This window comes from Sphingopyxis sp. C-1, from assembly GCF_001047015.1.
Lineage (GTDB): Bacteria > Pseudomonadota > Alphaproteobacteria > Sphingomonadales > Sphingomonadaceae > Sphingopyxis.
The window spans coordinates 2,557,401-2,582,358 of sequence record NZ_BBRO01000001.1 but is presented as its reverse complement, the minus strand read 5'-3'; the positions used below and the strand labels follow the sequence as shown (position 1 = coordinate 2,582,358).

Sequence of the window (24,958 nt, the reverse complement as noted above, 5' to 3'; positions counted from 1 at the left end):
GATGCGCCGACAGGCAATGGTCATGGCGACCGCGCTGCTTCTGGCAGGAACGGCAGCCGCAACCGCACAAACCACGGACAAGGAAGCGGCCAAGGTCCATCCCGAACTATGGCCCGCCGCGAAAAGCCCTGCCGCGATCTCCGACGCCAAGACGGAAGCGCGGATCGACGCACTGATCAAAAAGATGACGGTCGAGCAGAAGGTCGGCCAATTGGTGCAGGCCGATATCAGCACGATCACACCCAAGGATCTTGAAACTTATCCCCTGGGCTCCATCCTTGCTGGCGGTAACAGCGGTCCTAATGGCAATGAACGTTCGACCGCGGCTGACTGGGCGAAGCTGGTCGGCGATTTTCGCGCGGTGTCGATGCGCCCGCAGGCGAATGGCGTCGCGATTCCGATCATCTTTGGCGTGGATGCGGTGCACGGGCACAACAATGTCCCCGGCGCGACGCTGTTTCCGCACAATATCGGCCTCGGCGCCGCGCGCGATCCCGAACTGATCCAGCGTATCGGCGCGGTCACCGCCGCCGAAATTGCGGGCAGCGGTATCGAATGGACCTTTGCTCCGACGCTTGCCGTGCCGCAGGATCTGCGCTGGGGCCGCAGCTATGAAGGCTATGCCTCCGACCCGAAGCTGATCGCCGAATATGCGAAGGCGATGGTGATTGGTCTGCAAGGACCACTGGTCGCGGGCAGGACGGTCGGTCCGCAACATGTTGCCGCGACCGCCAAACATTTCCTCGCCGACGGCGGGACGTTCGAGGGCAAGGATCAGGGCGACGCCAAGGTCGACGAAAAGGAACTGATCGCGAAACATGCGATGGGTTATCCTGCCGCGATCGATGCTGGCGCGCTGACCGTGATGGCCAGCTTCTCAAGCTGGCAGGGTGTCAAGCACCACGGCAACAAGGGGCTGCTCACTGACGCGCTAAAGGACAAGATGGGCTTTGCCGGTTTCGTCGTCGGCGACTGGAACGGGCATGGGCAGGTGGCCGGGTGCAGTGTCACCGATTGCGCGCAGTCGATCAACGCCGGGCTCGACATGTTCATGGCGCCGGACAGTTGGAAGGGGCTGTACGAAAGCACGCTGAAACATGCGAAGGATGGCACGATATCGGCGGCGCGGCTCGACGATGCGGTGCGCCGCATCCTGCGCGTCAAATATAAGCTTGGGCTGTTCCCCGAAGGCCATGTCGATCGCAGCGTAGTGAAAGCTGTCGGCACGCCGGAGCATCTGGCGGTCGCGCGCGAAGCGGTCGCCAAATCCCTCGTTTTGCTAAAGAATAATGGTAGCGTGCTGCCGATCAAGCCGGGCGCGCGCGTGCTCGTCACTGGTCCCGCGGCGGACAGCATGGCCATCCAGTCCGGCGGCTGGACCATCAGTTGGCAGGGGACCGATGTCACCCACGCCGACTTCCCCAATGGTCAGACGATCTGGGAAGCGCTGAACAAGTCGGTTCGTGATGCGGGCGGTGTCGCGACATTGTCCGAAGGTGGCGTGTACAAGGAAAAGCCCGACGTCGCGATCGTCGTGTTTGGCGAGGCGCCCTATGCCGAATTCCAGGGCGATGTGGCGACGCTCGACTATCAGCCGTCGGAAGCGACCGATCTCGCGACGCTCAAGAAGCTGAAGGCGGCGGGCATTCCAGTGGTCGCGCTGTTCCTGTCGGGACGCCCGATGTTCACCAACCCGGAAATCAACGCCGCCGATGCGTTCGTCGCAGGTTGGTTACCGGGATCGCAGGGCGCGGGCGTCGCCGACGTGCTCGTCGCGGGCAAGGACGGCAAGACGCCGCGCGCCTTCACCGGAACGCTGCCCTTTGCCTGGCCCGCCGATGCGCGATCGCCCGTCGAAAAGCCGCAGTTCGCCGTTGGTTATGGTCTGAAATATGGCGCAAACACGACGGTTCCGCAGCTATCCGAAGAGTTGGGAGTCGACATCACCGCGGCGCTTAACGTCGAGAATTTCTTCTCCGGCGGCCGAGCGCGCGCGCCTTGGGTGTTGACGGTCACCGACGCGGGCGGCGCTCGGCCGGTCGAGTCCGGGCCGGTTTCTAGCCCCGGCGGCCTGATCGCCGCGCGTTCGGTTGACGTTCGCGCGCAAGAGGATGGCAAATCCTTCGTCTGGACCGGCCCTGCCGCACTGCATCTCAGCGGCCCCTATGCCGACCTGTCGCGCCAGCTCAACAACAGCTTCGCGCTGCGCGTCGAATGGCGGGTCGATGCAATCGGCAGTGCGCCGGTAAGTCTCGCGCTGGGTGGCAAGGCGTTCGACATTTCGGCCCTGGTCAAGGCAGCGCCCAAGGGGCAGGTGTCGACGATCAAGGTGCCGCTCCGCTGTTTCGCCGATGCGGGCGCCAATCTGCGGCAAGTCGATTATGCCGTGTCGATCCAGAGCGACAAGGGCTTCGCCGCGACGCTGCTGAATACGAATGTCGAGGCGGTTGGCGAGAATCTGCCTTGCCCGCCAGCGGTAAAGTGACAAGACCTGTAGCTGGGTTAGCCTGAGATAAGGTCGGGGAGAGAGAAATGGCACTAGCGCCAGATTTAACGCCGGGCGGTGATACGCGCGCCGGCGATGGGCAGGGCGCGCATGTCGATGCGCCCGAACTACGGCTGTTCGTCATGGGGCTGTTCTTCATTTTCGGTGGCATCACCAGCCTGAACGATGTGATCATTCCCAAACTCAAGGAACTGTTCACGCTCAATTACACGCAGGCGATGCTGGTGCAGTTCTGCTTCTTCACCGCCTATTTGGTGATCGGTATTCCGGGCGCGAAGCTGGTCAAGAAGATCGGTTATATGCGCGGCGCGGTGGCGGGCTTGCTGACGATGATGGTCGGCTGCCTGCTGTTCATTCCGGCGTCGCAAAATGCCGTTTACGGCCTATTCCTGTTTGCACTGTTCGTCCTCGCGAGCGGGGTGGTGATCGTGCAGGTCGTTGCCAATCCGCTGATTTCGCTGCTCGGAAAACCCGAGACTGCGCACAGCCGGCTGACTTTCGCACAGGCGTTCAACTCGCTCGGCACGACGATCTTTCCGATCGCGGGTTCGGTCCTGATCCTCGGCAGCCTTGCGACGATGAAGGCCGAAGATCTGTCGGGCGCCGAGCTCGACGCCTATCGCACCGCCGAGAGCCAGGCGATCGTCCACGGCTATCTCGGCATCGCGGTTGCGCTGCTGGTGGTTGCTGGCGCGGTGTGGATGTTCCGCAACCGGCTGCAGGGTGAAAAACATGAGGCGAGTGCTGGCCTCGCCGGGTTCGACCTGCTGAAGCGTCCGCGCTTTGGTTTCGGCGCGCTGTGCATCTTCCTCTATGTCGGCGCCGAAGTGTCGATCGGTTCGCTGATCGTCAACTATCTGATGCAGCCGGGCGTCATGGGACTCGCCGAACAAGCTGCGGGCAAGCTGATCGGCCTGTATTGGGGCGGCGCGATGATCGGCCGCTTCATCGGTTCGGGCCTGATGCGCGTGGTCAGTCCTGGCAAGCTTCTGGCGTGCGTCGCGGTTGGCGCGATTGCGCTGATCCTGATCTCGACCAACACGAATGGCGTCGTCTCGGGCTATAGCCTGCTCGCGATCGGCCTGATGAACGCGATCATGTTCCCAACGATCTTCAGCCTCGCGTCCGAAAAGCTCGGCAGCCGCGCGGCCGACGGGTCGGGGATCATCAATGTCGCGATCTTCGGCGGCGCGGTCGTGCCGCTCGCGACCGGCGCGCTGGCCGACGTTACGGGCAGCCTCGCGACGGCGCTGCTGCTGCCGGCGCTCTGTTATGCGGTTATCGCGGGTTTCGGCGTCTATGCGCGTCGCCCTGTGGCCTGACTATGAAACCGCGGGCGATCGCGCTCTGGTGCGCGATCGCCCGCGACCTCCCGCCCCCCGCGGGAATAGGAATTCAGGCCGAACCGGCGACTTCGATCCGGTTTCGTCCGTTGGCCTTCGCTTGATAGAGCGCCGCATCGGCGGCCTTGAGCGCGGCGCGTGTGTCGCCATAGCCAAAGACATCCGCCACGCCACCGGAGAAGGTGATCTGGCCAAATGGCTCGTCGGTCTTGCGGTTGATCAGACGCCGGTCGGCGAGAGCTTCGCGCGCGTCGTCGAGCTTTTCGGCCGCCTGTGTCGGCGTCAGGCCGCGGAACAGCATGACGAATTCCTCGCCACCATGGCGGGCGACGTGGCAATGATCGTTTGAAATCCGCGCCAGCGTGTCGGCAATCGCCTTGATGACGCGGTCGCCGGCCTCGTGGCCGTGGATATCATTGACCTTCTTGAACTCGTCGATGTCGCAAAAGGCGATGCTCAGCGGTTCGACCGCTGCGCGCGCTTCCTTGTAATGCCGGTCGAGCAACGCTTCGAATGCGCGGCGGTTGGGCAGGCCGGTCAGATAGTCGAGTTCGGCGTCGCGCTTGGCGCGGTCGAGGCTGCGGCGCAGCGCCTTTGCTTCGTCCTCGCTCTTGCGCATGTCGTCCTCGGCCTTGCGCGTGCGTTCGAGCATGACCTTGGCAAGGTCGGCGAGGCTCGAGACAATGCGGCCCGTCTTCTGGAGTTGTTCGAGATCGACGACATGCTGTTCGAGCTCGGTGCCATAGTCGGTGGTGGCGCTTCGGGCTTCCTTCGTATTCGCCTGGAACGCCTCGATATTATTTTCGAGCCGGGTCATCAACTGGTCGAGCTCGACGCGATCGGGCTGGCTGCTTTCCTGTTCGTCGAGTTCGTTGAGCCATTTCTGGCTGATCCCATCGGGCGTCTGTGCCTGCGCGACGATCTGCCGTGCCAGTCGCGGGTTGCGACCCGAAAAGGCAGCATGGGCAAGCAGCAGGTTCGCCGGCGAGACATCGAGATCATTGTCGACGAGGAACGAAGTGATCGAAGCCGCGAGTTCGTAACGCGCCTCGCGCGCAAGATCGCGGGCGCCGCCGCCGGGTGGCGCCTGGCCTCCGTCGGGGGTGTCGCCGCGTGCATTGCGGAGCCCCAGCCAACCCAGGAGCCGTCCTACCGGCTCGTTCGATGCTGTCGCTTTAGTGGTCATGCGAGCTTTAACGAGCGAAATAGTGCAGGTTTAAGGCCGATTCACCTTGCCGCGGCAGGATTTTCGGGTCGAATTGTTGCCGTCTGTTAAAGCGGGACGCAATCGACGTGTCAAAACAGCGGCTTAACGTGCGGGCGCGCAGGAACGATTGCGCGAGCGGCACATTTTCTGGCACTGAGCAGAGCCAATATCGAGGAGCAACCTTTGCTGGGCTGGATTTTCTTCGCGCGCGATCTCGATCCCGCTTTGCCGGAGGTCCCCGAAATCCTGCGCTTTCAGGAAGCTGCGGCCGCGCGCGGGGTCGAACTGCACGTCCTGAAACCGCATAATTTCGATATCGTCGCGGCTCCGGTCGAGGGTTGGTCGGTGCATTATGAAGGCCATTCGCTCGAGCGGCCCGATTTCATCCTGTGCAGGACGGGTGCCGAGACCGATTATTTTACGCTCGCGGTGCTCCGCCATTTTGAGCGTCGTGGCGTGCGCCTGATCAACGGTCCCGAGGCGATCGACCTTGTTGCCGACAAGCTCCACACGATGCAGCGGCTTGCGCGTGCCGGGCTGCCGATTCCCGCGACCATTCTGGGTAAATTCCCGATCGGGGTCGATGTCGTCGAGGAGGAGCTGGGCTTTCCGCTGATCGTCAAGACGCTGCGCGGGACGCGCGGCACCGGCGTACTCAAATGCGAGGATCGCAGCCAGTTCGAGGATCTCGCCGGGCTGCTCGAAAGCGCGGATGCCAAGGCGGATTTCCTGTTCCAGCACTATGTGCGGTCCAGCCACGGGCGTGATGTTCGCGTGCTCGTGATCGGTGGTCGCGTGATCGCCGCGATGGAGCGGCGCTCCCCCGCGGGCCATTTTAAATCGAACGTGTCGCTTGGCGGTGTCGGTATCGCGTATACGCCGACCGGCGAGATGGCGGATCTGGCGGCGCGCGCCGCTGATACGCTGGGGCTGGAAGTTGCCGGGATCGACATATTGTTCGACGAAGAAGGTTACCGGATCTGTGAAGCGAATAGCGCGCCTGGTTTCCAAGGCCTGGAGCGCGCGTGCAGCATCGATGTTCCAAACGCGATCTTCGACTGGATCGAGGCGAGCCACGCTGTCGAAGCACGCCCGATCAAAGCATTGACGGGCGACGCCCTGATCGACCTCGTTTTCGGCGGCCGGCTCAGCCTGCGGTCGATCGGCGACCGGCTTGAGGAGCCGCGCGCCTTCGCTCGTGCGGTGGGTGTGCGGTTGGTCGGGGCAGGGCTCGGGTCGGTCATCTCTTCGTTGACGCCGGGGAGCCGTGCCGCGCCGCACAGCCCCGTCGCGCGGCGCCTTGAAGCGCTGCGCGCCGACGCGCGGGGCGTGCCGCTCGGCGTCGACACCGATATCGATCAGGAACAGACGCTGCTGACCGTGCTTGGCGTGTCGATCTGGGCGGCGGTGTTGCCCTGGCTGGCTGGAGGAGAGCCGATTTTTGCGGGCGCATTGTCGCTGATTGCTCTGGGCTTCCCCGCCGTGTTCCTGCTGACGCGCCGCAAGCCCAGACCGACCCACGCACGGAAAGCCGCGCAATGACGATATTCGACGGGCTGACGCTCTGGGCGTTACTGCCGTTCATCCTGATCGGCTTTGCCGCGCAACTGATCGACAGCGCTCTTGGCATGGCGTTCGGCGTCATCGGGACTGCGTTGCTGCTCGTGCTCGGATTGCCGCCGGTATCCGCGTCGGCAGCGGTGCATGTTGCCGAAAGCTTTACCGGCGGCGTGTCGGGGCTCGCGCATGCGATGCAGCGCAATGTCGACTGGCGGCTGTTCCGCCGGCTCGTGGTCCCGGGCATCGTTGGCGGGCTGATCGGCGTGTGGATATTGACCAATATCGACAACAGCATCGCGCGACCGGTCGTGCTCGCCTATCTCGGCGCCGTCGGTATCTATTTGCTCTGGCGCGGGGCGCGGCGACCGCAAACCTATCGCAGCTTGAAACTTGTGGGGCCGCTCGGGCTTGTCGGCGGGATTGCTGACGGGTCGGGCGGAGGCGGCTGGGGCCCGATCGTCAGCGCGAACTTGCTCGCGCAGGGCGCCGAGCCGCGAACCGTGATCGGCACGGTCAACGCATCTGAATTTTTCGTCACTGTCACGATCGCAGCCGGCTTCATCGGTACGATGGGCTGGCAAAGCTTCAGCACGGCGGCGATCGGCCTGCTAATCGGGGGCGTGATTGCCGCGCCGATTGGCGCTTGGCTCGTTCGCCGGCTGCGCGCCGACTGGCTGGTCGGCGGCGCGGGCGTGCTACTGCTGCTCGCAAGCGCCTATGGCTTTATCGCATTGATGTTTGCGCCGGTGCCGTCTTTTCGGGGCTTTTAGACGCAGCGTATGGCGAAGGCCCAGAACAGCGCCTTCTGTCCATATTCGCTGGCAAGGTCGGCGCTGCCCTGATGCCCGCTATCCATATCGGTGTGAAGCAGCGCAGGATTTCCGCTCGTCGAACGTCGCCGGACCTCGGCGACCAACTTGGCGGGCTCCCAATAGGCGACGCGATCGTCCTTCAGGCCCGCGGTGCAGAGCAGCGGCGGATAGGCGGCCGCCTGGACATTCTCATAGGGTGAGATCGAGGCGATATAGTCATAGGCCTTTGGGTCGGCGAGCGGGTCGCCCCAGTCGGGACGGAACAGCGGCACGAGCGGATGCGCGCCATCGCTCATCGTGTTGAGCATGTCGACGAACGGCACTTGTGCGATCACGCCGCCCCACAGGGTCGGCGCGATATTCATGCTGGCGCCAACAAGCAGCCCGCCCGCCGACAGGCCATAGGCGACGACTTTGCCCTTTGCGGTATAGTTCTCGGCGGCAAGATATTCGGCGCAGGCGATGAAGTCGGTGAAGCTGTTGCGCTTAGTGAACTTTCGCCCGCCGAGAAACCATTGGCGCCCTTTTTCGGATCCACCGCGCACATGCGCGATCGCATAGCGCCAGCCGCGATCGACAAGCGCGAGTGCGGGAATCGAAAATTCGGGATCGCTCGGCACGCCATAGGAGCCATAGCCATATTGCAGCAGCGGTGCCTTGCCGTCCTTTGGTGCGCCGCGGCGCGAAAGCAGCGTGATCGGCACCATTTCGCCATCGGGGGCAGGGGCGAACAGGCGCTCGACCTCATAATCGCCGGGGTCGAAGTTTGTCACCTTCTGTTGCTGCAGGATGGTCTGTTTGCCGCTCGCAAGGTCGACGCGAATCCAGCGCCGCGGCGATTTGGGTGATTGGTGGACGATCATCACTGATGAGGCGGCATAGCTTTGCTCGGGCGGGAGCTCGATCGCATAGGCGGGATCGTCGAAGCCGATCGCCTGTTCGGAGCCGTCGGGGCGAAGGATCACAAGCCGGTGGAGGCCGTCGACACGTTCGAGCCGCACCAGCGCGCGCTTGAAAGGCTGGATTTGCAGAATCGGTGTTCCCGCGCGGTGTGGCACGAGCGTCGCCGCGGTGTGGAAATCGCTCGGGTCCAATCGCACCAGCGTCATGTCGAATGCGCCGTCGATGTCGGTCAGCGCGATCAGACCGCCGTTCCACTCTTCGATGTCATAGAGAACCCCGGCCTTGCGGGGCCAGACTATGATCGGAGCGGCGGTTTCGTCGGTGGCGGATACCAGCCGGACTTCGGCGGTCTCGGGACCGGCGAGGGTCAACGCGACGAAGCCGTCGGCCGCCGTGCGCTTCACCTGCATGAAGATCGCAGGATCCTTTTCCTCATAGACAAGGTCGGTCACCTTGCCGTCGACCGAAGTGCGGTAGAGGCGCGTTGGACGGTTACGCGCGTCGCGCCATATCCAGAACAGCCAAAGCGAAGAGGGCGCGAAGGCGAGCCCGCCATAGCCATAGGCATCCTTGTCGACGATCGTGCGCACCTCGCCGGTCAGATTGTCGCGGATACAGATACGGTGGCGGTCGTTGCCGATGACATCTTCGGCCCAGGCGAAATAGCGATGGTCGGGGCTCGGCTGGTGCCCCGTACTGCGGAAATAGGGTTGGCCTTCCGCGCGCGCTGCCTCGTCGATCAGTTGCTCCGGTTTTCCGCCCTTCCGGCTGCGCGTGTAGATCGCATGGGCCGCCCCGGCGGGGCGCACCGATCCATAATCCCAGCCGTCGCGTTCGAGCGCCGGGGCCGCCATGTCACCCGACGCGCGTGCGAGCATCGCGTCGAGCAGTTTTGCGCGTTCGCCGGTTAGCGGCGCAAGGATCGCATCGGCATAGTCGTTCTCGGCCTTCAACATCGTGCCGACCGCTTCGGGCAGATTTGCACGCGTGCGCTCTCCCGCAGCGGGAATGAATTTCATCCAGCTATAGGCGTCGTCGCGCGTGCGGCCGAGTTGCTCGATCACATGCGAGATACGCGGCGATCGCGGTGGCGCTATCTTTGGCCAGCGTGGGGTAGTCCCGTTATCTGTCGCCCAACTCGCGCGATTTCCAAGCAGGAGTGCCGCGAGCGCGACGCTGCTCATGAACATTCTCCGGCTCTTGTTCTCGATGTCTTGCATGCGACCCTCTCTCGCCCGGTGGGGATGTCGCGTCCAGTGTATGTCGCGGCGATTGGCTTACTGCGCCGATCAGGCCGCCCAATCCACCGATCGGGCAATTTGGTCTCAGCTTCCCGCTAAACGGCGGTTTCTTGCGCGAACGCGCTGGCCCGATCCAACTGGAATATGGCCCGACCATCGCCGACACGCCAGCTTCGCATGATAGCTTGAGCATCGGATTTTCCTACCAATAGGCAATATCAAAATAGGGAGGCAAAAATGGGCTTTGCATCGATCAGGCGGGTCGCCGCATGTGGCATCTCGATCCTGGCGTTGGGTCAGGCATCGGGCGCGTTGGCGCAGGAGGTCGACGACAATGAAATCGTCGTCACCGCGGCGAAGCGCGAACAGTCGGTTCGCGATGTCAGCGGTTCGGTGTCGGCGGTCAGCGAAGCGACGCTGCAAAAGCTCAACGCCCAAAGCCTCTCCGACTATATCACCCGCGTCCCGGGCGTCGTGTTCAACGACTATCAGCCGGGCAATTCCGAAGTCGTGATCCGCGGCATCGCCTCGACCACCTATCATGAAGCGAACCAGGCGACGACGGGCTATTATCTCAACGAACTGCCGCTCGGCGAACCGGGCTTCCCGCTCGTCATTCCCGACATCGACGCATTCGACATCAGCCGCGTCGAGGTGCTGCGCGGACCGCAGGGTACATTGTTCGGATCCTCGTCGCTCGGCGGCGCGATCAATTATGTCGTGAATGAGGCCGACCCGTCGAAATTCGACGCAGGTTTCGAAGGCATGGTGTCGACCACCAAGCGCGCGGGCGAGGCGAGCTATGCGGTGAAGGGAATGGTCAATGCCCCGCTGGTGACGGACAAGCTCGCGGTGCGCCTCGTCGCGCTCCAGCGCGTCGACGCCGGCTATCTGAACAGCCCCGGCATCGGCGACAAGGGCAGCAACGATTTGCGGGTTCGAGGCCTGCGCGGGTCGATCGTCTTCACTCCGACCGAGACGACGCGCATTTCAGCGCTCAGCATGTATCAGGAATATGATCTCGACGATCAGACCTATGTCTTCATCATCCCGGGCACCCGCAACTATACGCGGCCGAATACCGAGCGCGAGTATCAGGACAGCGATTTCCAGATGCACAGCCTGCGCGTCGAGCAGGATCTGGGGTTTGCGACGCTGACCGCGGTCGGCAGCTACACGAAGAAAAAGGCTAGCTCGCTGTTCGATTATGGTCTCGGCGCCTTTGATCCGCGTACCGGGACGCCGCTTGTTGGCATCGGCTTCGGCAATTCGAACACTCGCTATGCCGAGGTCCGTCTCGCCTCGCCCGATGGCGGCCGTTTCCGCTGGCTCCTTGGCGCCAATTACACGCGCCTGAAGGGCTATGGCAACGATCGGCTGCGGTTGGAAGGCATCGCCGATTATGTCGATGCGAACCCCGGCGAGTTCGGCGGCCAGCCGAGCAGCGTGATCACGCCCGAAGATTTCACCAGCCGCTCGACCTATCGCAACCATGTTACCGAAAAGGCGATTTTCGGTGAAATCAGCTATGACATCATCGACCAGCTGACGCTGACCCTCGGTGGCCGCCTGTTCGAATATCGCACACGGGCGGAGGCGACTCTGGCGCCGAATATCGATCTTGTCCCGGCGTTCGACTATGCGCCGGCGGCGGACAAGCAGTCCGACTTCATTCCCAAGGCGTCGCTGACTTACAAGCCGAACGACGACTTCATGGTCTATGCGCTCTATTCGGAGGGCTTCCGTATCGGCGGGCTCAATGTCTTCGCATTGCCCTATCCCGACCTGCCGCAGTCGTTCGGCAGCGACACGACCAAAAACTATGAAGTCGGCACGCGCTTCGACCTGATCGACGGCACGCTGTCGGTCGATCTCACCGCCTATCACATCGATTGGGGCAATATCCAGGCACGCCTCTTCACGCCCGATATCCGCGCCTATACCGTGAATGGCGCCGGGGCGAACATCGACGGGGTCGAACTGAGCCTGACGATGCGCCCGACGCGCGGCCTGACCTTCACTTCGAACGTCTCGTACAATGATGCGCGGCTGTCGTCGCTGTTGCCCGACAGCTTCGCGCCCGGCGGCGGTTATGCCAAGGGATCGCGGTTGCCCGGTGCATCTGAATGGATTCTGTCGAACTCGGTCGATCTGACCCTCCCCGATTCGCCGCTGAAGCCGCGGATCGGCCTGTCGCACCGTTATATGTCGAGCGCCCCGGTGGCGTTCGGCGCGACGCTGGAAAAGGGCGATTTCCACGTCATCGACCTCAATGCCTCGGTGACGGTGAGCGACCGGATAGAACTCGGCCTGTTCGCGAAAAATCTGTTTAACCAGTATGGCATCTTGAACGCGCCTTTCTCGTTCGCGGGATCGGTCGCCCGTCCGCGCACGATCGGTGCGAGCGTAAGGTTTAGCCTGAACTGAGAATGAGAAAGGGCCGCCCTGCTCGGTCGAGCGGGGCGGCCTTTTTTGTCTTCAGAAACCTGAGAGGAAAGCGGCGACGTTCTTGCCGAGATCGCCGACGGCATAGCCGCCTTCCATCACGATCAGCGTCGGAATACCAAGGGCTGAGATACGCCCCGCCAGCCCGACATAATCCTCACGCTCGAGCGCGAAACTCGAAATCGGGTCGCTGCTGTGCGTATCGGCTCCGAACGACAGGACGAGGAACTTCGCCCCCCAATTCGAAATCGCCGCCAGCGCGGTGTCGAGTGCGGGAGCATAGCTGTGCCCGTCGGTGCCGCGGGGGAGGGGGTGGTTTTGGGTGGTGCCATGGCCTTCGTTGTCGCCTATTTCGTCGGCGTGGCCCCAATAGAAGGGATAGTCGGTGCGCGGGTCGGCGTGGATCGAGGCGAAGAAGATGCTGGGATCTTCGTAGAAGATGTCCTGCGTGCCATTGCCGTGATGATAGTCGATGTCGAGGATCGCGACCGGCCCCAGCCCCCGATTATGCGCCTCGCGCGCGGCGATCGCCGCGTTGTTGAGGTAGCAATAGCCGCCCATATAGTCGCGCCCGGCATGATGGCCCGGCGGACGGCACAGCGCAAAGGCATGAGCATCGCCGCTGGTCGCGAGATGATCGAGCGCGGTGAGCGCGCCCTGCGCCGACCAATAGGCCGATTCCCACGTGCCCGCCGCAATCGGCGTTCCGGCGTCATAGCTGTAGGCGCCGAGATCGGCGTCGATGCGCCCGAAGCCCAGTGGACGCCGGCGCCGGATCGGGAAGGTGTAGCCGATGGCGTCGCCATTGCGTCCGGCGGCGAGCCAGTCGCGATGCGCGCGTTCGAGGAAGGCGAGATAATCGGCGTCATGCACCGCAAGCAGCGGTGCCATGCCGAAATCGCGAACAGGGTTCCAGTCGGCGAATTGTTCGACGATCGAGCGCGGCCGTTCGACATTCTCGGCATAGGGCACCCAGTCGCCGTTGTGCAGTTCGCGCAGCGGTGCGTGGGCGGTCTGACGATCATCGAAGAAAAGCTTCACGTCCGGGCCTGTCCTTCCATCCATTCCACCAGCGTCCGGTCGGCGTGACCTGCGACGATTTCACCAAAGCCCTGCGGGCTTTCATCCTGACCCAGCTTGAAGCTGTGCTCCGCCGAACGGACGTGAGCGCGAAAGGCGATGATCTGGTCGAGCATCGTCTCATAGCGTCCGCCAAGGCTCGCTGTCGACCAGGCGCCATCCTCCAGCTTTTCGACGAGCCGCTCGATTGCAGTGCTCGTTTCGCCCTCGACGAACTCGATGTCGACGGTGAAGCGCAGCACCGCATAATTCCAGGTCGGCGCCCAGTCGGGTTTCGACAGCAAATTCGTCGGCACGTAGCCGGCGGGCCCGTTGAAGAGGATCAGCCCGCGCGGATCGGCGGTAAAATCGGCGACGAGCGGATTGCGGCGCGCGCAATGGCCGAAGAGCGCGACGACCGCGCCGCTGTCGTCAGTCTCGGCGATCAGCGGCAGCGGGCTCGCGTGGAAATCGCGCGAGACGAGCCAGGCGAGCGGGTAGTCGGCGACCAACTGCGCGATGTCGGCAGCGCCGCGCGGGGAGTAGAGGCTTGTCATGCCCCGACGATATCACGGATCCAGGCGGCCTGCTCGTCGAGCGCGCGGCCCGCGAGCGGGGCGATCGATGCGGCTTCCAGAAAGCTGTGCGTGGCGCCGCGATAGGTGACGGCGCGCGTCGGCACGCCGGCGGCTTCAAGTTTGCTTGCGAAGGCGTCGTTGCAGTCGGCGAGGATGTCGCAGTCGGCAATGGCGAGGAAGGACGGAGGCATGCCCGACAGATCGGCGCGCAGCGGGGCGACGAGCGGATCGGCGAGCTGGTCGGGCGTGTCGATGTAGTTGGCCCAGAATATGTCCATCTCGTCGGCTTCCAACGAATAGTCCCCTGCGCCGAAGCGCGCGTAGCTGGGGGTATGTTCGGGGGCGAAGGCGCCATAGTTGAGCAGCATGGCGATCGGGAGCGGGCGCCCGCGCTGGCGCTGCAAAAGGCAGGTCGCGGCCGACAGGTTGGCGCCGGCGGAGTCGCCGCCGATCAGGACGCGCCCGGCATCGAGGTTCAGCGCGTCCGCCTGGGCCGCGATCCAGTCGAGCGCCGCCGCGCATTCTTCGAGCGCGACCGGGAACTTGCTCTCGGGCGACAGGCTGTAATCGATGCCGAGCACCGCGATGCCCGCGCGCGCGGCATATTCGCGCATCAGCCGGTCGTGCGTGTCGATGCTGAACAATGTCCAGCCGCCGCCATGAATATAAAGCATGACGGGCAACTTCACGTCGGCGACCGGCCGGTGAAGCCGCAGGCGGACGCCGCCCATGTCGATTTCGCGACGCTCCGCCATTATCGGGCCACCCTCACGCCATGGTTTGCGGACGCGTTCGGCGACGGCGCGCCGCGCGGCCATGCTCGCGCCTTCGGGCGCGCCATGCTCTGCATAAGCGGCGTTGATCGCGTCGACAAAGCGCCGGATATCGGGGTCGGCCATGTCGTTCTGCATGGCATCCAGGCCCTTTGACATATTTCGCAAATCCTTCTCGAAACGATCCTTGATCGCCTGATAGCTGCTACGCACACGCATCTATCGCACGTTCGGGCCAATCACCGCGCCGGACAGGCCAGTGGACGCATCGCCGCTGGTCAGGGGCACGCGCGGCCTATATTGTACATTTGACTAAGGCTTGCGAGAATTGGGCCATGAAGCATAGTGTCGATGTTCTGACGAACGACCGTCCGGTCATTGCGCTGCAGGATGAATATCCTGCGGGCTTCGTCGATCCAATGCACAGCCACGACCATATTCAGATCCTCTATGCCTCGGCCGGAGTCATGTCGGTCCGTACGCCCGAAACCAGCTTTGTGATCCCGCCGCAGCGCGCGGTATGGCTGCCCGCGGGAACAAGGCACGAAGTCGCGTGCCGCGGCCCGGTGTCGCTTCGCACGCTTTACCTGCCGTGCAGCGGCGAGACCGGGCACGAGTGCCGCGTCTTTGAAGTGTCCAACCTGGTGAAGTCGTTGATCCTCGAGGTTGTCGATTTCCCCGCACTCTATGACGTCGATGGGCGCGAGGGGCGGATTATCGGCCTGCTGCTCGACGAAATCGGCCGCATGCCGAACGCGCCCTATCAGGTTTCGATGCCGTCGAACCCGCGCCTTCTTCGCGTTTGCAACGCGATCATCGCCGACCCGTCGGACCCGCGCGACATCGACGATTGGGCCGCGCTCGCGGCGATGGGGCGGCGCACTTTCACGCGCAGTTTCAAGCAGGAAACGGGAATGGGGCTTGCCGTCTGGCGGCAGCAGGTCCGCCTGATGGAGGCCTTGTCGATGCTCGCCGCGGGCGCGTCGATCACGCAGGTCACCTATGACGTCGGCTATGACAGCCCCAGCGGGTTCGCCGCGATGTTCCGCCGCGCCTTTGGCGTGCCGCCGAGCCAGTATCTGAAACACTGACGCCGCTCCGGCGTCAGGAGGACAGGGGGGCACGCTTCTCGGTCGTTCGCGCCCACTCGGCAAGGTGCCCATGCCGTTTGATCGTCTTGAGGCAGACGACCGTCTTTAACCGCTGGACACCGGGAAGCTTCGACAGATTGTGACGCAGCAATTCGTCGAGATGGTCCGCCGAGCGCGCGAATATCTTGAGCAGATAGTCGCTCTCGCCCGCAGTCGTGTGGCATTCGACGACGGCAGGGTGCGCGAGTACCGCCGCTTCGAACTCGATGTGCGCGTCGAAGCGGATCTGTACCTCGACGAAACTTTGAACCGCGAGTCCGATCGCGATCGGATCGACCCGCGCGGCATAGCCCTCGATCACGCCGCTCTCTTCGAGATTCTTGACCCGCGACCAGCAGGGCGATTTTGACAGGCCGATCTGCTCGCCCAGGTCGGCGTAGGATTGCCGACCGTCGCGTTCGAGTTCAGCAATGATCTTCCAGTCCAGCTTGTCCATGCGTTCCGCCCTGAATCGGTTTTTGACGATAATCAGGATAGACCATCCTCATGTTAAGAACAATTTCCTGACATTTTTATATTTTGAAGAACGATTGCCAATTTTCCGTGATCTCTTCGCGTGAAATCCGCACAATGTTCGCGCGGCGCCGCGCTATCTCTTCGATCCGAAGGTTTGGAGAGAGACCGATGGCCGCGACACATATTTTCGATGCACCGCCCGAAGGTGTCGCGGCCGATTGGACGATGCCGCAAAACTGGCGTGGCTTTACCGCCGGGCAGCATGAAACCTGGCGGACCCTGTTCGACCAACAGTCGGCGGCGCTGGATGGCTATGCATGTCGGTCGTTCCTCGAAGGCCTTGAGATTCTGCGCGAGCTGAAGCCGGGAGTTCCCGATTTCGCCGAACTCAACGCGTTGCTGAAACCGGCATCGGGATGGGAGGTGGTCGCGGTGCCGGGCTGGATCCCGAACGAACCCTTTTTCGAGCATCTTGCCAACAAACGCTTTCCCGCCGCCAATTTCGTCCGCCCGCCCGAGCAGATCGCGTACAGCGAAGAACCCGATATGTTTCATGACATATTCGGGCATATTCCAATGCTGACCGATCCGGCGTTTTCAGATTTTCTGGTCGCTTATGGCCAAGCGGGGCTACGTGCCGAGAAGCTGGGGGCGGCGGATTATCTTGGGCGCTTGTGGCTCTATACGGTCGAGTTCGGCCTGGTCGTCGAAGACGGCGAGCTCCGTGCTTTTGGCGGCGGCCTGATGTCGAGCCTTGCCGAGACGGTGTCGGCGCTGACGTCGCCCGAACCGCAACGCATCTGGCTGGATATCGAACGCGTGATGCGTACGCGGTACAATTTCGATGAATTCCAGCAGACCTATTTCGTCGTCGAGGGTTTCGAGGCGTTGCTGCGCGCGACCGAGGAAACCGACTTCGCCGGCATCTATCGGAAAATTGCCGGCGAACCGGCGCTTGACCCTGGGGATGCCTGGCGCAGCGATGTCGCCTATGAAGGGGATCGGCCGGCCGCGCCGGCAAGCGGAGAGGCATCCCTATGATCAGGCAGACGAGCGACGGCGGCACCGATATTTTCGAAACCGAGATCGACGGCGAGACGATCCAGTGGGACAATGGCCTGACCTATGCGCGGCACCTGCAGACCGCGCAATTGCTGTCGGCGCAAGTGCCGGTGTCGGACAAGCCCGACGAGATGCTGTTCATCATCATGCACCAGACGATGGAGCTGTGGCTGAAGCTGGTACTGCACGAGGGGCGGCTGGTTTATGATGCGATCAAGGCCGACCGGCTGGAGATTGCGGGCAAGGGGCTCGACCGGATCGCGACGATCAAGCGGCATATGATCCATAGCTGGGAAGTGCTCGCGACGTTGACCCCGCACGATTTCCTGACCTTTCGCGGTTTCCTGCGCCGCGCCTCCGGGTTCCAGTCGCAGCAATATCGCGAGCTTGAATATCTGCTCGGCAACAAGCGCGAGGATATGATGATCGTCCACAAGGACGATCCGCAAGCGACCGCGCGGTTGCGCGCCGCATTCGAGGCGCCGTCGCTCTATGACGAGTTGCTGAAGCTGCTCGCGCGGCGCGGGTTTGCCATTCCCGCCGATCATCTGGAGCGCGACTGGACCAAGCCCTACGAAGCCTCTGATGCGGTCGAGAAGGCGTGGCTTGCGATCTATACCGATCCCGAGCGACATTGGGATCTCTACACGCTCGCCGAGAAGATCACGGCGCTCGAATATTATTTCCAGGAATGGCGCTTCAAGCACATGAAGACCGTCGCGCGTGTGATCGGGCACAAGCCGGGGACGGGTGGCTCATCGGGAGTTAATTATCTCGTCAAGGCGCTGAGCCTCAGCTTCTTTCCCGAGCTCTGGTCGATGCGAACGGAGATGGCCGCGCCGCGTGAGGGCGGTGATTATGCCGAAGGGAAGGGCGCATGAGCCGGATCTGGGATATTTCACAGCCGCTGCACGACGCGGTGCCGGTGTGGCCGGGCGAGCCGGCCTTTGCGCTCCACAGTCATGCGGTGATCGGCGACGGCTGTCCGGTCAATGTCGGCGGCATGTTCACGCCGCTGCACGCCGGGACGCACGGCGATGCGCCGCTGCATTATGCCAATGACGGCGCTTCGTCGGCCGATTGCGATCTTGATGCCTATATCGGCCCATGCGTGCTGCTCGACATGCGTCATGCGCGCGGACGGGTCGAGATTGCCGACGTGAACTGGAGCGCGATCGACGGCGCCGAGCGCGTGTTGCTGCGGACCTATGAGCAATTCCCGCACGACCATTGGGATTCGGATTTCACCGCCATCGCCAGCGACGTGATTGCGCGGCTGGGTTCGATGGGGGTGCGGCTGATCGGCACCGACGCCGCCTCGCTCGACCCCGAACAGTCGAAGACGCTCGATGCGCATCAGGCGGTGAAGGCGGCCGACATGCGGATATTGGAAGGACTGGTGCTCGATGACGTGCCGCCCGGCCGGTACGAGCTCGTCGCGCTGCCGCTCCGCATCGTCGGCGCCGACGCCAGTCCGGTGCGCGCCATCCTGAGGGAAATCGCATGACCGACACGATGTTTGCCGCCGATGTATCGGCGCTCGACGCGGCCGATCCGCTTGCGCCGTTCCGTGAGCGCTTCCATTTGCGCGAAGGGTTGATCTATCTCGACGGCAATTCGCTGGGTGCATTGCCCAAGGCGACGGGCGACCGGCTGGCCGAGGTTGTCGGCAGCGAATGGGGCGAGGGGCTGATCACCTCGTGGCTCGGGGCCGAATGGTCGACAGCGCCGCGGCGCATCGGGGACAAGATCGGGCGACTGATCGGCGCGAAGCCGGGTGAGATCGTCGCGACCGATTCGACTTCGGTGAATATCTTCAAGGCATTGACGGCCGCTCTTTCGTTGCGGCGTGAACGGACGGTGATCCTGTCCGAAGCCACGAACTTCCCGACCGACGTCTATATGATGCAGGGCATCGAGGCCTTTTCGGGCGGGCGCGTGAAGGCGGTGACCGTCGCGCCCGACGATATCGTCGAGGCGCTGAACGCGGATGTCGCGGTGCTGCTGCTCACGCAGGTCCACTATAAGTCGGGGCGCGTGCGCGACATGGCGGCGATCACGCGCGCTGCGCATGATGCGGGCGCGCTCGTCGTCTGGGATTTGAGCCACAGCGCGGGCGCGATCCCGGTCGACCTCAATGGCACGAATGCGGATTTCGCGATCGGGTGCGGATATAAGTTTTTGAACGGCGGCCCCGGTGCGCCCGCCTATCTGTTCGCGGCGGCGCGGCATCATGCGGCGACGCCGGTGCTGTCGGGCTGGTTCGGGCACGCGCGGCCGTTCGCTTTCGAGGAAGATTATGACCCCGCCGCCGGGATCGAACGCTTTCAGTGCGGTACGCCGCCGGTGCTCGGGCTGTCGGCATTGGAAGTCGGCGTCGACCTGATGCTCGAAGCCGACATGGCCGAAATCCGCCGCAAGTCGCTCGCGCTGGGCGATCTTTTGATCGAGCGGATGCAGCCGCTTTGCGACGCCTATGGCTTTGAACTGGTCAGCACGCAGGGGCATGCGGAGCGCGGCAGCCAGGTCGCTTATGCGCACCGCCAAGGCTATCAGATCGTGCAGGCGCTAAAGGAATATGACGTGATCGCCGACTTCCGCGCGCCCGATATCCTGCGCTTTGGGCTGACGCCGCTTTACCTGCGGTATCAGGACATTGTCGAAACCGTCCGGCGGCTGGAAAAGGTCTGTACGACGCGGGCGTGGGACAAGCCGCAATATCATCAGCGGGCGGCGGTGACATGAGCGACGTGTCGGCACCTTTCCTGCCCAAATCGAGGGTGGCCGCGGTGCAGGCCGCGCCGGTCTTCCTCGACACCGCGCGCACGGTCGACAAGGCGTGCGCGCTGATCGCCGAGGCGGCGGGGAATGGCGCGCAGCTTGTGGCGTTCCCTGAGGTGTTCGTGTCGGCCTATCCCTATTGGAACTGGCTGATGACGCCGATCGAGGGCGCCGAATGGCATGAGCGCTTGTATCGCACTTCGGTGCTTGTCGAGGGGCCCGAGGTCGCCGCGCTGTGCGCTGCGGCGCGGGATCATAGCTGCACCGTCGTTATCGGGATCAACGAGCGCGATTCGGTGAGCGTCGGGACGCTCTATAACACCAACCTCATCATCGGCGCCGACGGCAGCCTGCTGGGGCGCCACCGCAAGCTGGTGCCGACCTGGGCGGAGAAGCTGACCTGGGCGGGCGGCGACGGCAGCTCGATCCGCGTCTATGACACGCCGGTCGGGCCGCTCGGGACGCTGGCGTGCGGCGAGAACACCAACACGCTCGCGCGCTTTGCGCTGCTCTCGCAGGGCGAGCTGGTGCATGTTGCCAATTATATCGCGCTGCCCGTCGCGCCCGCGTCATACAATATGGCCGAGGCAATCAAGATCCGCGCGACCGCGCACAGTTTTGAGGGCAAGGTTTTCACGATCGTCGCCTGTTCGGCGGTGAGCGCCGAAATCATCGACGCGATGAGCGCCGACCGGCCGCAGAACCGTGACCTGCTGTCGCGGCCGAACAGCGCCTTTTCGGGCATCATCGACCCGCACGGCAATCTGGTCGGCGAGGCGCTGATCGACGACGAGGGCATTGTTTATGCCGATATCGATCTTGGCGAGTGCATCCGGCCCAAGCTGATGCACGACATCATCGGCGGCTATAACCGCTTCGACATCTTCAACCTGACGGTCGACCGGACCACGCGCGCGTCGGCCCTGTTCGTCGACGAGCCGCGGCCCGTCGATCCCGACGAGGAGACGTCATGATGACAGTAAACAGCACGATCATCGACCCGCGCGACGATGTTCTTGGGCGAGCACGCGTCACCGACACGCCCGAACTAGAAGCTTTTTATCAGGAGCTTGCGGGACATAATGCAGGCGCCTTCTGGAAGCGTGCCAATGCGATCGAGCCGTGGGAGCCCGAGACGCGCTATCGCCCGACGCTGTGGCGCTATGCCGAGATGCGCGACATGTGCCTGCGCGCGCTCGACCTGGTGAAACCCGAGGAGGCCGGGCGCCGCGTCGTGACCCTGCTCAACGACAGCGATGCAGGGCGCGAGAATGTCGCGGTGTGCGGCTGGCTGTTCAGCGGGATGCAGGCGATGCGGCCGGGCGAAATCACCCCCGCGCACCGTCATACCGCGTCGGCGCATCGCTTCATCATGGAGGGGAAGGGCGCCTATACCGTCGTCGATGGGCACCACATCACCTTGGGCGCCAACGACTATGTGCTGACCCCGAACGGCGCCTGGCACGACCATGGCGTCATGGCCGAGGGCGAAGTGTCGATCTGGCAGGACGGGCTCGACATCCCGCTGATGAACAGCCTCGAGACCAATTTCTACGCGGTCTATGACCAGCCTGCCCAGACCGCCGCCTTTCCCGCCGACGACCTGCCGCTGAGCTATGGCGGCGCGGGGCTGCGGCCCGAGGGCGTGCCGGCGTGGGAGAAGCCCTATTCGCCAGTGATGGTCTATCGCTGGCAAGCGACGCGCGACGCGCTGTGGAACCTCGCGAAAGTGTCCGACGGTACCCCGTTCGACGGGCATATGGTGCGTTACTCGAACCCGCTGACCGGCGGCTGGGCACTCCAGACGATGGGCGCGCATATGCAGATGCTGAAGCCCGGGTTCCGAGGCAAGGCGCACCGCCACACGGGCAATGTCGTCTATAATGTCGCGGGCGGACGCGGCTATTCGATCATCGGCGGCGAGCGCTTCGACTGGGGCACGCACGACATTTTCTGCGTGCCCGCGTGGGTTTGGCACGAACATGTCAATCTCGACGCGTCGGAGGAGGCCTTCCTTTTCTCGTTCAACGATTTCCCCGTGATGGAGGCGCTCGGCGTCCGGATCGAGGAGCCCTATTCCGAAAATGGCGGTCACCAGCCCGCCTGAACAGACAGGATTATCTATGCGCTTCGTGACTTATCGCACGCTCGAGACCGAATCGCGGCTCGGCCTTCTCCACGACGGGATGGTGATCGACGTCGAATATTTCGGCGATGCGATCGGCAATGATCTGCCTTCGACGATGCTCGATTTCATCGACCTGGGCCCGATCGCGCTTCGCTTCCTGAAGGAAGCGGTAGCAGCGGCGACCACCGCCGACCTGATCGGCACCTCGCTGCCTGTGGGCAATGTCAGCTTGCTCGCGCCGATCCCGCGCCCGCGCAAAAATATCTTTGGAATCGGTCTCAACTATACCGAGCATATCGCTGAATCGGCGCGCTCGCTCGATACGTCTAACGATCTGCCGCAGCAGCCGGTGATCTTCTCCAAGCCGCCTACCGCCGTCGTCGCGTGGAACGACCCGATCCGTCACAATGCGAAGGTGACGCAGCAGCTTGACTGGGAAACCGAACTGGCGGTGGTCATCGGCAGCACCGCGCGCCGCGTCGCCGAGGGTGACGCGCTGAACCATGTGTTCGGCTATACCGTGATCAACGACGTGTCGGCGCGCGATTGCCGCCGCGCGGGGCAGTGGATCGTGTCGAAGGGGCAGGATAGCTTCGCCCCCATGGGGCCGTGCATCGTGACACCCGACGAAATCGGCGATCCGCACAACCTCAACATCCTGACGCATGTGAATGGCGTCGAAAAGCAGAACAGCAACACGCGCTTCATGCTGTTCAACGTGCCCCAACTGATCGCCGACATTTCGAGCGTGATGACGCTTGAGCCGGGCGATATCATTGCGACGGGCACTCCGGCGGGCGTTGGTGCGGGGCGTGAGCCGCAAGAGTTCATGTGGCCGGGCGATGTCGTCGAATGCACCGTCGAGGGCATCGGCACCCTGCGCAACCCGATCATCGCGGTCTGAGGCGCGCGATATGACACGACCCATCCGCATCGGGCAGATCGTGCCCAGTTCGAACGTCACGATGGAAACCGAGATTCCAGCGCTGCTCCGCGCCCGCGAAACCATCGCGACCGAACGCTTCACGTTCCACTCGTCGCGCATGCGGATGAAAAAGGTAACGAAGGAAGAACTTGCGGCGATGGACGCCGATTCCGATCGCTGCGCGCTCGAACTGTCCGACGCCGCGGTCGACGTGCTCGGCTATGCCTGCCTGGTCGCGATCATGAGCATGGGAAAGGGGTATCATCGCGTATCGGAAGCGCGGCTGCACCAACGCACGGTCGATAATGGCCGCGCCGCGCCCGTCGTCACCAGCGCCGGCGCATTGATCGAGGGGCTGGCGGCACTGAAGGCGAAGCGCATCGCGCTCGTCGCGCCCTATATGAAGCCGCTGACGCAAATGGTCATTTCCTACATTCAGGATGAGGGTGTCGAGGTAAGCGACTGGCTTGCGCTGGAAATTCCTGACAATCTGGAAGTCGCGGCGCAGGATCCGGCCAACCTGCTCGATCATTACAAAAGGCTGGACCTGACCGGTATCGACGCGCTGGTGCTGTCGGCGTGCGTCCAAATGCCCTCGCTGCCGTCGGTGCAGAAGATCGAGGATGCAATCGGCTTGCCCGTCGTCTCCGCGGCGATCTGCACCGCGCACCAGATGCTCACACGGCTGGGGCTGTCGACACAGGTTCCGGGCGCCGGGGCGCTGCTGTCCGGCCGCTATTGATCCGCCGCGACGGGCGGCGCAATGGTTGCCGCGGCGGCGACATCATGCGTCACATTGGCGACCGTGCGGAACATGTCGGGGATGACGTCGATCGCGAGCAAAATCGGTAGCAGTTCGATCGGCGCGCCAATTGCGATGGCAGTCGGTGCGACCGACGCATAGAAGCTGATCTGGCCCGGCATGCCGAGGATCGCCAGCGACGACAGCACAGCGAGCGGCAAGGCGACCGCGAGTTGCAGCGGCGAGACTTCGACGCCCGCCATCCACGCGAGCGCCAGCGCCATCATCACCGTGTTCGACGGAGCCGTAATCTTGAACGTCGCGACCGCCATCGGCAGGATCGCCGCGGCGTTGCGCTCCTCGATGCCGACGCGATCGGCGCTGACCATCATCGCGGGCAGTGTCGCGATCGAGGATTGGGTGCTCGCGGCAATCGCCTGCGCCGGGGCCATGGCGCGCGCAAAGCGGCCGAGTGGAATGCCTCCGGCGAAGCGGGCGATAGCATAGCCGAGGACGATCAGCACCAGCGTCACCGATATCGAGATGGCGAGATATTGGGCGAGGATCGCGAGCACCGCGGTGCCGACGGTCGCGCCGATCGCCAGTGCGAGCGCGAAGATGCCGATGGGCGCGACGCGGAGCACCCAGCCGACGACGACGATCATCGCATCGGCAAGACCGCGGAGCGGCTGGATGACCGCCTCGGCGCGGTCGCGGTCGATCTTGCCGACCGCAAGGCCCAGCACGAGCGCGAAAATGACGAGCGGCAGGACCGCGCCTTCGGCCGCCGACGCCACGACATTGGTCGGGATCATTGCGCGTACCGTCTCGGCCGCTCCGGGAACCGCTGGCGCGGGCGGCGCCGGGAAGAGGGTGCGAAGCGCGGCGATATCGGCGGGTGCGATCGCGACGGCGCCGAGCAGCGGCGGGACCATCAGGGCGCCGATGACCGCCGAGACGATCAGCAGGCCGATCAGCACCAGCGGCAGGCGGCGCCCGAGCCGTGCGGCTTTATGATGGTCGCCCATGCCAAGGCTGGCGACGCCGGTCGCGACGAGCGCGAAGATCAGCGGGACGATCGTCATGCGCAGCCCGTCGAGCCAGATGCCGCCGACCAGTTGCGCCGCCTCTACCACCGGCGAAGATGTCGCAACGAAGGTGCCGATCGTGAAACCCGCGACGAGCGCGACGATCATCCAGCCCGATCCGGGCATGCGCGTGGCCCAGGCCCGCGCGCGCGAAATTACCATGAGTCGAAATCCCCCTGACCCCAGCATGCCGATGCA

Annotated in this window: 21 protein-coding genes; 14 read left to right on the top strand and 7 right to left on the bottom strand. The window is 63.6% G+C overall.

Going from position 1 to position 24,958, the window contains the following annotated elements; all coding sequences use genetic code 11:
- Position 1 precedes the first annotated feature (1 nt).
- Entirely contained in the window at positions 2 to 2,485 is a 2,484-nt protein-coding gene (locus SC1_RS12160) for a glycoside hydrolase family 3 protein (protein ID WP_062184059.1), read from the top strand.
- A 47-nt stretch (positions 2,486 to 2,532) separates the two neighbouring features.
- On the top strand, positions 2,533 to 3,828 hold the full coding sequence (locus tag SC1_RS12155; protein ID WP_062181935.1) for a sugar MFS transporter: 1,296 nt from the start codon (positions 2,533 to 2,535) through the stop codon (positions 3,826 to 3,828).
- A gap of 73 nt (positions 3,829 to 3,901) precedes the next feature.
- Here the strand turns inward: SC1_RS12155 and SC1_RS12150 are convergent, their stop codons facing one another.
- Positions 3,902 to 5,035, bottom strand: a complete 1,134-nt coding sequence (locus tag SC1_RS12150) for a diguanylate cyclase (RefSeq protein ID WP_083435816.1) — start codon at positions 5,033 to 5,035, stop codon at positions 3,902 to 3,904.
- 204 nt (positions 5,036 to 5,239) lie between these two features.
- Here SC1_RS12150 and SC1_RS12145 point away from each other — a divergent pair, with 204 nt between their 5' ends.
- Positions 5,240 to 6,598, top strand: a complete 1,359-nt coding sequence (locus SC1_RS12145; protein WP_062181933.1) for a RimK family alpha-L-glutamate ligase — start codon at positions 5,240 to 5,242, stop codon at positions 6,596 to 6,598.
- Entirely contained in the window at positions 6,595 to 7,386 is a 792-nt protein-coding gene (locus SC1_RS12140) for a sulfite exporter TauE/SafE family protein (protein ID WP_062181930.1), read from the top strand. Before SC1_RS12145 ends, SC1_RS12140 begins: the two co-directional genes overlap by 4 nt.
- Here the strand turns inward: SC1_RS12140 and SC1_RS12135 are convergent.
- Positions 7,383 to 9,515 carry a S9 family peptidase gene (locus tag SC1_RS12135; protein ID WP_202966797.1) on the bottom strand — a complete coding sequence of 711 codons (2,133 nt, stop codon included), beginning with the start codon at positions 9,513 to 9,515 and terminating at the stop codon, positions 7,383 to 7,385. The two genes, SC1_RS12140 and SC1_RS12135, sit on opposite strands and share 4 nt — an antisense overlap.
- A gap of 294 nt (positions 9,516 to 9,809) precedes the next feature.
- Here SC1_RS12135 and SC1_RS12130 point away from each other — a divergent pair, with 294 nt between their 5' ends.
- Entirely contained in the window at positions 9,810 to 11,999 is a 2,190-nt protein-coding gene (locus tag SC1_RS12130) for a TonB-dependent receptor (protein ID WP_062181928.1), read from the top strand.
- A 51-nt stretch (positions 12,000 to 12,050) separates the two neighbouring features.
- On the opposite strand, the gene SC1_RS12125 is transcribed toward SC1_RS12130, so the two are convergent.
- From SC1_RS12125 to SC1_RS12115, 3 genes are read right to left on the bottom strand one after another with little or no spacing between them, the layout of a single operon-like run.
- Complete coding sequence (locus tag SC1_RS12125; RefSeq protein WP_062181925.1) at positions 12,051 to 13,058, bottom strand: histone deacetylase family protein; 1,008 nt, start codon at positions 13,056 to 13,058, stop codon at positions 12,051 to 12,053.
- On the bottom strand, positions 13,055 to 13,633 hold the full coding sequence (locus SC1_RS12120; protein WP_062181922.1) for an FMN-binding negative transcriptional regulator: 579 nt from the start codon (positions 13,631 to 13,633) through the stop codon (positions 13,055 to 13,057). The genes SC1_RS12125 and SC1_RS12120 overlap by 4 nt, the downstream gene beginning before the upstream one ends.
- Positions 13,630 to 14,586 carry an alpha/beta hydrolase gene (locus SC1_RS12115; protein WP_062184053.1) on the bottom strand — a complete coding sequence of 319 codons (957 nt, stop codon included), beginning with the start codon at positions 14,584 to 14,586 and terminating at the stop codon, positions 13,630 to 13,632. Before SC1_RS12115 ends, SC1_RS12120 begins: the two co-directional genes overlap by 4 nt.
- 176 nt (positions 14,587 to 14,762) lie before the next feature.
- Here SC1_RS12115 and SC1_RS12110 point away from each other — a divergent pair, with 176 nt between their 5' ends.
- Positions 14,763 to 15,518 carry a helix-turn-helix domain-containing protein gene (locus SC1_RS12110; protein ID WP_062181919.1) on the top strand — a complete coding sequence of 252 codons (756 nt, stop codon included), beginning with the start codon at positions 14,763 to 14,765 and terminating at the stop codon, positions 15,516 to 15,518.
- A gap of 13 nt (positions 15,519 to 15,531) precedes the next feature.
- Here SC1_RS12110 and SC1_RS12105 read toward each other — a convergent pair whose 3' ends face one another.
- Positions 15,532 to 16,014 carry an Lrp/AsnC family transcriptional regulator gene (locus SC1_RS12105; protein WP_083435814.1) on the bottom strand — a complete coding sequence of 161 codons (483 nt, stop codon included), beginning with the start codon at positions 16,012 to 16,014 and terminating at the stop codon, positions 15,532 to 15,534.
- A gap of 188 nt (positions 16,015 to 16,202) precedes the next feature.
- Between SC1_RS12105 and phhA the strand changes: the two genes are divergently transcribed.
- Genes phhA through SC1_RS12065 form a run of 8 tightly spaced genes read left to right on the top strand, consistent with a single transcriptional unit; the run spans position 16,203 to position 23,672 of the window.
- Complete coding sequence (phhA, locus tag SC1_RS12100; protein ID WP_062181913.1) at positions 16,203 to 17,075, top strand: phenylalanine 4-monooxygenase; 873 nt, start codon at positions 16,203 to 16,205, stop codon at positions 17,073 to 17,075.
- Positions 17,072 to 17,977, top strand: coding sequence for a tryptophan 2,3-dioxygenase (locus SC1_RS12095; protein ID WP_062181910.1), 906 nt, complete (start codon positions 17,072 to 17,074; stop codon positions 17,975 to 17,977). The genes phhA and SC1_RS12095 overlap by 4 nt, the downstream gene beginning before the upstream one ends.
- On the top strand, positions 17,974 to 18,603 hold the full coding sequence (gene kynB / locus SC1_RS12090; RefSeq protein ID WP_062181906.1) for an arylformamidase: 630 nt from the start codon (positions 17,974 to 17,976) through the stop codon (positions 18,601 to 18,603). The genes SC1_RS12095 and kynB overlap by 4 nt, the downstream gene beginning before the upstream one ends.
- On the top strand, positions 18,600 to 19,841 hold the full coding sequence (gene kynU, locus SC1_RS12085; RefSeq protein ID WP_062181903.1) for a kynureninase: 1,242 nt from the start codon (positions 18,600 to 18,602) through the stop codon (positions 19,839 to 19,841). Before kynB ends, kynU begins: the two co-directional genes overlap by 4 nt.
- Entirely contained in the window at positions 19,838 to 20,851 is a 1,014-nt protein-coding gene (locus tag SC1_RS12080; protein WP_062181900.1) for a carbon-nitrogen hydrolase family protein, read from the top strand. The genes kynU and SC1_RS12080 overlap by 4 nt, the downstream gene beginning before the upstream one ends.
- On the top strand, positions 20,851 to 21,984 hold the full coding sequence (locus SC1_RS12075) for a cupin domain-containing protein (protein ID WP_062184051.1): 1,134 nt from the start codon (positions 20,851 to 20,853) through the stop codon (positions 21,982 to 21,984). The genes SC1_RS12080 and SC1_RS12075 overlap by 1 nt, the downstream gene beginning before the upstream one ends.
- 16 nt (positions 21,985 to 22,000) lie before the next feature.
- Positions 22,001 to 22,909 (top strand): fumarylacetoacetate hydrolase family protein, encoded by a 909-nt coding sequence (locus SC1_RS12070; protein WP_062181897.1) that lies wholly within the window; start codon positions 22,001 to 22,003, stop codon positions 22,907 to 22,909.
- A gap of 10 nt (positions 22,910 to 22,919) precedes the next feature.
- Complete coding sequence (locus SC1_RS12065; protein WP_062181894.1) at positions 22,920 to 23,672, top strand: Asp/Glu racemase; 753 nt, start codon at positions 22,920 to 22,922, stop codon at positions 23,670 to 23,672.
- Here the strand turns inward: SC1_RS12065 and SC1_RS12060 are convergent.
- Positions 23,666 to 24,922, bottom strand: coding sequence for a dicarboxylate/amino acid:cation symporter (locus SC1_RS12060; RefSeq protein ID WP_062181891.1), 1,257 nt, complete (start codon positions 24,920 to 24,922; stop codon positions 23,666 to 23,668). The genes SC1_RS12065 and SC1_RS12060 overlap by 7 nt on opposite strands.
- Between the last annotated feature and the right edge of the window lie 36 nt (positions 24,923 to 24,958).

Coding starts and splice junctions, on each gene's coding strand:
- kynU (WP_062181903.1), top strand. CDS start 18,600: ATGACCGACACGATGTTTGCCGCCGATGTATCGGCGCTCGACGCGGCC.
- phhA (WP_062181913.1), top strand. CDS start 16,203: ATGGCCGCGACACATATTTTCGATGCACCGCCCGAAGGTGTCGCGGCC.
- SC1_RS12150 (WP_083435816.1), bottom strand. CDS start 5,035: ATGACCACTAAAGCGACAGCATCGAACGAGCCGGTAGGACGGCTCCTG.
- SC1_RS12095 (WP_062181910.1), top strand. CDS start 17,072: ATGATCAGGCAGACGAGCGACGGCGGCACCGATATTTTCGAAACCGAG.
- SC1_RS12080 (WP_062181900.1), top strand. CDS start 19,838: ATGAGCGACGTGTCGGCACCTTTCCTGCCCAAATCGAGGGTGGCCGCG.
- SC1_RS12160 (WP_062184059.1), top strand. CDS start 2: ATGCGCCGACAGGCAATGGTCATGGCGACCGCGCTGCTTCTGGCAGGA.
- SC1_RS12115 (WP_062184053.1), bottom strand. CDS start 14,586: ATGTCAAAGGGCCTGGATGCCATGCAGAACGACATGGCCGACCCCGAT.
- SC1_RS12140 (WP_062181930.1), top strand. CDS start 6,595: ATGACGATATTCGACGGGCTGACGCTCTGGGCGTTACTGCCGTTCATC.
- SC1_RS12060 (WP_062181891.1), bottom strand. CDS start 24,922: ATGGTAATTTCGCGCGCGCGGGCCTGGGCCACGCGCATGCCCGGATCG.
- SC1_RS12070 (WP_062181897.1), top strand. CDS start 22,001: ATGCGCTTCGTGACTTATCGCACGCTCGAGACCGAATCGCGGCTCGGC.
- SC1_RS12105 (WP_083435814.1), bottom strand. CDS start 16,014: ATGGACAAGCTGGACTGGAAGATCATTGCTGAACTCGAACGCGACGGT.
- SC1_RS12155 (WP_062181935.1), top strand. CDS start 2,533: ATGGCACTAGCGCCAGATTTAACGCCGGGCGGTGATACGCGCGCCGGC.
- SC1_RS12120 (WP_062181922.1), bottom strand. CDS start 13,633: ATGACAAGCCTCTACTCCCCGCGCGGCGCTGCCGACATCGCGCAGTTG.
- SC1_RS12075 (WP_062184051.1), top strand. CDS start 20,851: ATGACAGTAAACAGCACGATCATCGACCCGCGCGACGATGTTCTTGGG.
- SC1_RS12110 (WP_062181919.1), top strand. CDS start 14,763: ATGAAGCATAGTGTCGATGTTCTGACGAACGACCGTCCGGTCATTGCG.
- SC1_RS12065 (WP_062181894.1), top strand. CDS start 22,920: ATGACACGACCCATCCGCATCGGGCAGATCGTGCCCAGTTCGAACGTC.
- SC1_RS12135 (WP_202966797.1), bottom strand. CDS start 9,515: ATGAGCAGCGTCGCGCTCGCGGCACTCCTGCTTGGAAATCGCGCGAGT.
- SC1_RS12130 (WP_062181928.1), top strand. CDS start 9,810: ATGGGCTTTGCATCGATCAGGCGGGTCGCCGCATGTGGCATCTCGATC.
- kynB (WP_062181906.1), top strand. CDS start 17,974: ATGAGCCGGATCTGGGATATTTCACAGCCGCTGCACGACGCGGTGCCG.